This window comes from Herbaspirillum sp. B65, from assembly GCF_000333555.1.
GTDB lineage: Bacteria > Pseudomonadota > Gammaproteobacteria > Burkholderiales > Burkholderiaceae_D > Herbaspirillum > Herbaspirillum rubrisubalbicans.
On record NZ_BADI01000145.1, the window covers coordinates 1 to 8,086 of the forward strand.

Annotated in this window: 3 protein-coding genes; 1 reads left to right on the forward strand and 2 read right to left on the reverse strand. The window is 65.1% G+C overall.

The window, feature by feature from the left end; translation table 11 throughout:
• Window positions 1-4,849, reverse strand: a 4,849-nt coding sequence (locus I5W_RS03915; protein ID WP_044528252.1) for a beta strand repeat-containing protein, incomplete at its 3' end; no start/stop codon positions are given.
• Entirely contained in the window at window positions 4,771-7,191 is a 2,421-nt protein-coding gene (locus tag I5W_RS32335; RefSeq protein ID WP_199901697.1) for a hypothetical protein, read from the reverse strand. The genes I5W_RS03915 and I5W_RS32335, both read right to left, overlap by 79 nt.
• On the opposite strand from I5W_RS32335, the gene I5W_RS03925 reads away from it, so the two are divergent.
• Window positions 7,151-8,086, forward strand: a 936-nt coding sequence (locus tag I5W_RS03925; RefSeq protein ID WP_252716882.1) for an NAD(P)/FAD-dependent oxidoreductase, incomplete at its 3' end; no start/stop codon positions are given. The genes I5W_RS32335 and I5W_RS03925 overlap by 41 nt on opposite strands.

Sequence of the window (8,086 nt, forward strand, 5' to 3'; positions counted from 1 at the left end):
TGACGCCATCACCAGTGAGCTTGACGCTGGTGCCGGTGCCACTGCTCCAGTTGCTGCCATCGTCGGTACTGTATTGCCAGGTCGCGCCGCTTTCCAGCCCGGTGATGTTGAGAGTGCCATCGCTGGTGATCTTGTCGCCGGCGGTACCCGTGTCAGTCGCCAGCGCCAGGCCCAGCTTGGCCGGTACCGTGGTGTCGAGCGTGAAGGACAAGGCATTGCTGCCGGGACCTGCATTGCCGGCCGTATCGAGCTGGCGTACCACGATAGCCTTGAGCCCGTCGGTATTGCCGGCACCATCGACAGCACCCTTGAGCTTGACGTTGCTACCACTGCCATTGCTCCAGGTGCTGCCATTGTCGATGCTGTACTGCCAGCTCGCACCGGACTCCAGGCCGCTGACGTTGACGGTGCCGTCGTTGGTGATCTTGTCCGTGTTCGACGGGCCGCTATCCCTGCCCAGGGCAGCGGTGATCTTGGCTGGTGCCGTGGTGTCCAGCGTGAAGCTCAGTGCTGCGCTGGCCGCACCGACATTGCCGGCCACATCGATCTGACGCACCTGCACTTTCTTGGCGCCGTCGGTATTGCCGGTGCCATCGGCGGCCCCCTTGAGCTTGACGCTGCTATCGCTGCCATCAACCCAGGTAGTGCCATTGTCGGTGCTGTACTGCCACTTGGCGCCACCTTCCAGACCCGTGACGCTGACCGTGCCGTCATTGGTGATCTTGTCGGTGGGCGAGCTACCGCTGTCGTTGGCCAGTGCAGCCGTGGGACTGGCCGGCGCGGTGGCATCCAGCGTAAAGCTGAAGCTGTCGCTGGCCGCGCCCAGGTTGCCGGCTGCATCGGTCTGCCGCACCTGGATCGCCTTGTTGCCATTGCCAGTCAGCTTGACGCTGCTACCGCTGCCAGCACTCCAGGTGACGCCGCTGTCGGTACTGTATTGCCAGGTAGCGCCGGCCTCCAGAGCATCGACCTTGACGGTGCCGTCATTGGTGATCTTGTCGCTGGGCGAGCTGCCGGTGTCGGATTGCAGGGTCAAGGTGGGCTTGACCGGTGCCGTGGTGTCCAGCGTGAAGCTCAGCGGGTCGCTGTTGGGACTGGAATTGCCTGCGGCATCGGTCTGACGTACCACCACGTTGCGCAGACCATCGGTATTGGTCCCGCCCTCGATGGCTCCCTTGAGCTTGAAGCTGCTGCCGGTACCGTTGACCCAAGTGGTGCCGCCATCCAGACTGTACTGCCAGTGGGCACCAGCCTCCAGCTTGCCGACATTGACCGTGCCATCGTTGGTGAGCTTGTCGGTGTTGGAGCTACCGCTATCGGCAGCCAATGCGATGGTGGGTCGATCCGGGGGACCGCCATCCAGCGTGAAGGTGAAGGGATCGCTGGTCGGCCCGACGTTGCCGGCCACGTCGCTCTGGCGCACCACGACGCTCTTGTCGCCGTCGCCGGCCAGCACGAAGCTCGAACCGCTGCCACGTGACCAGTTCACGCCGTTGTCCTCGCTGTATTGCCAGCTCGCACCGGCTTCCAAGCCGGTGACGTTGACCGTGCCATCGCTGGTGATCTTGTCGTTGATGACATCGGTATCGTGGGCCAGCGACAGAGAAAGCTTACTGGGCAGCGTGCTATCCAGCGTGAAGCTGAAGCTGTCGCTGCTCGGTCCGATGTTACCCGCCACGTCGGTCTGGCGCACGATGACCGCCTTGACGCCGTCGGTGTTGCCGCTGCCATCGGCCGCGCCCTTGATACGCACGCTCGAACCACTGCCGTCGGCCCAGGTAGCGCCAGCATTCAGACTGTATTGCCAGCTGGCGCCCGCTTCCAGCGCGCCCACGTTGAGGGTGCCATCATTGGTGATGCGATCGGTCGGCGAGCTGCCGCTGTCGCGTGCCAGGGCCAGGGTTGGCTTGGCCGGTGCCGTAGTGTCAAGAGTGAAGCTCACCGCGTCGCTGCTGCTGCCGACGTTGCCCGCCACATCGATCTGCCGCGCAATGATGGTCTTGCCGCCATCGGCCAAACTACGCAGCCTGACGTTGCCACCGGAACCATTGGTCCAGGTGGCTCCGCTGTCGAGGCTGTATTGCCAGGTCGCACCGCTCTCCAATCCGTTGATGTTGAAGATGGCGTCATTGGTGATCTTGTCACCCTGGACGCCGCTGTCGCTGGCCAAGGACAGCGTCGGTGGGGCCGGCAAGGTGGTGTCCAGCGTAAAGCTGAACTTGTCGCTGTTGGGGCTGGTGTTGCCGGCGACATCACTCTGACGCACCAGCAGGTTCTTGGCCCCATCGCTGCCACCACCGCCATCGGCGGCGCTGGCGAAACGGAAGCTGGTGGCGCTGCCGTCGCTCCAAGTCACGCCGTTGTCCACACTGTACTGCCAGCTGGCCCCCGCCTCCAGCTGACCGACCTTGACCGTACCGTCATTGGTGATACGGTCGGACGCGTTGCCGCTGTCCTTGGCCAAGCTGAGCGTGGGCTTGGTCGGCAAAGTGGTATCGAGCGTAAAGCTGAGCGCATCGCTGGAGGCACCGACATTGCCGGCCACGTCGGTCTGGCGCACCACCACATTCTTGATGCCATCGACATTGCCGCTGCCATCGACGGCCCCCTTGATCTTGACGCTGGCACCGCTGCCGGCGCTCCAGGTGGTGCCGTTGTCCAGGCTGTATTGCCAGCTCGCCGTGCTCTCCAGGCCGCCGATATTGAGCGTACCGTCCGCAGTAAGGCCGTCGCTGCTGCCGCTACCGGTATCTCGCGCCAGCGTTGCGCTGAGCTTGGCCGGTGCCACCGTATCGAGGGTCATGCTCAATACCTGCTCGGCACTGTTGTTGCCGGCACGATCGGTCTGGCGCACCTTGACAGCATGACTGCCTTCGCCGGTGACAGTGAAGCTGCCGCTGCTACCCGGCTGGTAGTCGCCGCTATCGATCTTGTAGGCCCAGCTAGCACCGGCCTCCAGGCCTGACACCAGCACCTTACCATCACTGGTGATGCCATCCCCGGCCGTGCCGGTATCACGCGAGAGCGCAATGGGCGCACCGAAGACAGGCACGACGGTATCAATGGTGACCGTATGCATGACCTTGATCGAATCGATGCCCTTGACAGTGTTGTGCGACTGGATGCCGATCACCTTGTCCACACCATTGGCGCCATTGGCACCCAAGGCCAGCCAGTCGGCGGCGGTGAGCGTATAGCTCCAGTTCCAGACACTGGTGCCGGTACCGGAGTCACGCGTGACGATGCCGCTCTTGATGACGCTACCGTCCGGATAGAACAGCGTGACCGTATCATCCTTGCCAGCCGTGCCGGTCAGGGTGACGCCAGCGGTACGTTCAGCCAAGTTGATGATATCGTCACCCGCCACCGTGTTGATGGCTGGCACGTTGGTGACGGTAAAGACCGCATCAGCCAGCTTGGCCCAGGTGTTGACGGTGCTGCCGTCATCGGCCTGCTTGGCCAGTTGCGCCTGCACCTTGGACAGATTGCCGGCATTGACGCCGGAAATCTTCAGGGCCGCGAAATCGTCCACCGTCAGCGGCTTGGTGTTGTCGCCCTGCACGGCCATGCCTACCTTGCTCGCCAGGGTCGCCAGCGCGGCGATCTTGGCCGGGGTATTGACCTCAGCGGTGGTACGGCTGTCCACGATGGAACTGAGCAATTGCACGATGTTGGCACTGGCACCAGCCCCTCCGCTGTCCAGCGCCAGGAGGGCGGACAGGTCCACGCCGATATGGTCGAAATCGGCCTGCTTGGCCAGGTTGGCATCGCTGGTGTTGCTGGGCACGCCGTCGGCTTGCGCAAGCAGGCGCGCATAGCTGTTGACCAGCGCCTGGATGCCGGCCACCGAATTGACGTCCGTGCCATCGACGCCGGCCGTGGCCAGTGCAGCCAGGATGTCGTCCTTGTTGGCACTGGGGCCAACCTCGCTCACCCCGATCACGCCCAGGGCCTGGAAATCGGCCACGGTGGGCGCGTCGCCGCTGTTGCTGTCGGCGTAGGCGACGATGCGATTGATGGCCAAGCGCGCAGCAGCGGCCACGCTCTGGATCTCGGCTACGGTATCGACATCGGCCACGGCGCGCGATTGCAGCGCCGCGACCACGGCATCGCTCTCCACGGCCGACAGGCCATTGATGCCCAAGGTCTTGAAGTCGGCCGCGCTCAAGGCATCGGCCGGCGCAACCACATCGCCGGTCTGCTGCGCAGCGATGTTGAGCACCTTGTTGGTGATGGTGGCCAGCTCGCTCAGGCTGGCGGGGCTGTCCACGGCTGCCGTATTGGCAGCACCATCGACCAGTTGGTTCAGCAGCAGCAGATTGGATGGCGTGGCCAGCTTGTCGGTCAGGGTCTTGTCCAGGCCCACGCGGACGTAATCCTGTGCCACCGGCAGATTGGCCGCAGCGGTGTTGATGCTGCCATCGGCCAGGGCTAGCAGCTTGGCATAGCTGTTGACGATGCCTTGCACCAGATCGGGCGTGCTGGCCTGATCGGTGCCGACCGGGCCAGAGGCGAGCGCCTTGTTGGTGGCCCCGAGGATGCTGTCGGCCACCACCTTGGGCGTAGCCGGCAAGAGCACGCCCATGTCGGCATAATCCTGCGCGGTCGGCAAGGGCTTGGTGTTGTCGCCGGCGTAGTCGCGGATCTTGTCCTGCGCCGCGACAGCCTTGCCTACCAGGCTTTGCAGGCCCGGCAAGGTGTTGATGGTGGAGAGTTTGTCCGCCGGCACCTGCTGCAGCTTGGTCAATACCGCTGGCATGTCCTTGTCGGTCAAGCCGGTGACACCCAACTGTTCCAGGTCGGCTCGCACGGGCGCAGCACCGCCTGCACCGGCCGTGCTGTCGAGCACGCGGACGACGTATTGGCCAGGGTCAGCACCTCGGCAGGCGTATCGACCTTGTCAGCGGCGAGACGGTCGATCACCGAATTGAGCAGTGACAGGTAGTCGGTCTTGACACTGGCCCGGCCCAGGCCGGCCAGGTCCGCACCCAGCAGCCGATAGTCCTCCAGGGTCGGCGAATTGGCAGGCGTGTTGGCCACGCCATCGGCCAGTCCCAGCAGCTTGTTGGCGCTATCGACGATGCCCTGCACCAGTTCTGCCGTGGCGGCGCGGGTGCCGTTGACGGCGCTGGTGGCCAGCGCCGAGAGGACCGCGAACAAGCCCTCGGGCATGGCATCCGGGCGATCCGGAGTGCCGGTGCCGTACTTGCCGACGCCGCTCACGCCCATGTCGCTGAAGTCTTTCGCCACCGGAGTGACCGTATCGGACCCGGCCTGCGCGACCGCGCCCGAACTCTGGCGCTCAGCATAACTCATGATCTTGGCCTGGGCGGCGCGAGCGGCCGAGGCCATCGACTTGAGCTCGGCCAGCGTATCGACGTCGGCCGGCGCAGAGGCCTTGAGCGCGGCCATGAAGGCCGACAGCGAGGCCGCATTCACGTCCGGCGTGGCGCCAGTGCTGGACAGGCCCAGCGTGGTCAGTTCGGCTACCGTGATGCCGGCCGGTGCGTCAGCCGGCTTCACATCGGCATCGGCCTGACGCATCACGCGGTTGACGATATCGACCAGATTGAGCGCATTGATCTTGCCCAGGTCCGAGACCGACGCAAAATTGGGCCGAGCATTGAAGACCTCGTTGAGCAACTTGAGGTTGGCCGGCGCATTGTTGACGGCCATGCCCAGCGCATGGAATTCGTCATAGGTCAGGGGCGCGCCGGCCTGGGGCGTACCATCGGGATTGACCGCATCGGCGGCCGGACGCTTGGCGTCGGCCATGATGCTGCTGGCCGAGGCCAGATTGCGCAGCTTGGCTGCGGCGGTCGCCATGATCTGGACCTGCGACAAGTTCAGGGCCGCCAGTGCATCGGTGCCGAGGGCCTTGAGACCGCTGTTGATCAGCCCCACGGTGGAAGGCGTATTGCCATCGACCTGGGCCACCAGGTTCTTCACGCCCAGCGCCACGAAGTCGTTGGTCAAGGGCGTGGTCGAGGTAGCGGTACCGGCGGCATAGGCGGCGACGCGGCCAGCAGTCTCGGCCAAGTCGGCGATCTTGGCCGGGGTCGATACCGTGCTCTTGTCGGACGGCTGGGCGTCAAGGGCTGTCACCAGCAGGCCAATGGTGCCGCGCGCCAGAGCGACATCGGCCGCCGACAGGCCGCTGGCCGAGGGGTCGGGCAGCTTGGCCGCGGGCACACCGATGCGGATCAGTTCGTCCCGGGTGATGGGTCGCGCCAGATTGCCGGCTACGCCATCGGCGGCCTGCAGCACGTGCTGGTAGGCATCTACGATGGCCTGCAGCTTGCTCTTGCTGTCCACCAGACTGGAGCTGGCCAGGGTCTTGACCGAGGCATTGATGCAGGCCAAGGTGTCGGCCGTCACGCCCGTTACACCCGCGCGGGCATAGTTGTCCACGGTGGGAGAGAGCACCGTGCCAACGACGCCCAGAGCGGCATCGGTGTTGTTCACATTGTCGGCATAGTTGCGGATGATCCTCAGATCCTTCAGCAAGCCATCCACCAGCACTTGCAGGCGGGTACTGCTGTCGATACGGCTGACATCGGTGCTGGCCACCAGGGTCTGCACATTGGGCAGGAAAGCCACATCCAGCCCCTGCACGCCCAGATTGGTGAAGTCATCCATGGTCAACAGGGCAGCCGCATCGGCGCTGCCAGCGGCGGCAATCATCTTGCCAGCCGAGGCATTGATGAGGTCGATGCGCGCGGGCGTATCGACCTTGTCGCGGCTCAAGGCATCCAGGGCGGTGGCCAGCAGGCTGATGCGATGGCTGTTGGTGGCAGCCGTCACGCCCACGCCCAGGCTTTCCAGCTCGGCCTCCGTGGGGACCGCTGCCGAGCCGATCGGATCGGGCTTGGTGCGGCTGCCGTCGGCCGCAGCCAGGATCTTGAGATAGGCGCTGGCAATGCCCTGCACCAGGGGCTGGGTATTGGCGTGGGCGCCATCGACCACGGTCGTGGCCAATGCCGCATTGATGGAAGCCACGCTGGTGCTGGTCACGCCATAGACGCCCATGGCCGTGTAATCGTCGGCGGTCGGCACGCCCAGCGAGGCACCGGTATAACAACCAGTCCCTGGTGCGCTACTTCGAGCAGGACTGGCACCGGGTGGTGCGCTGATGCAGCGGCGCAGTTTCGTGCTGGGCGCAGCCGCCGCCGGCGCTGCCGCGGTGGGCATGGGCGGCATCCTGTGGAAGTGGCGCGAAGTGCAGCCTCATGTGCGCGCACCGGGCCGGGCAGAAGGACACTTCCTGCGTGACCTGGCGCGCAATCCAGGCATCCTGCCCGCGCCGGAGCAGGTGCTGGACACCGACATCGCCATCCTGGGTTCCGGCATTGCCGGCCTGACCGCGGCCTGGAAGCTGGAGCGCTGCGGCCATCAGGATTTCCTGGTCATCGATGGACCGGAAGCCGATGGCAACGCCGCCGGCGCACAGTATGGCGAATATGCCTGCCCTACCGGTGCCCATTACTTGCCGCTGCCGTCGCAGGAATGTCTGCACGTGCGCGAGATCCTGGCCGACCTGGGGGTGATCCTGCGCGATGCCCAGGCCGAGCGCCCCTATTACGACGAACGCTATCTATTGCACGCCCCCGATGAGCGCCTGCTGGTGGCCGGCCATTGGGTCGAGGGCCTGCTGCCCCCCTTGCAGCCGGGCGAGCAGGAACAACTGGAGCGCTTCAATCGCAGCATGGACAGCCTGCGCAACAGCCGCGATGCCCAGGGCCGCCGCCCCTTCATGCTGCCCTCGGCACAGGCCTCCGACGATCCGCGCTGGTTGGCGCTGGATCGCATTACGATGCGGCAATGGCTGGACCAGGAAGGCTATCGCTCCCCGGCCCTGCACTGGTTGGTCAACTATGGCTGCCGGGATGACTATGGCGCGCGTTATGACCAGGTCTCGGCCTGGGCCGGTCTGCATTATTTCTGCAGCCGCATCGGCCAGGCCGCCAATGCCGGTGACGGTGCCTGGCTGACCTGGCCGGGTGGCTTGCAGCCCCTGGCCGCAGGGCTGGCGCGCAGGATAGGCGCGCGCCGCCGTGCCGGTACCGTACTGCGGCTGGAAGAAACT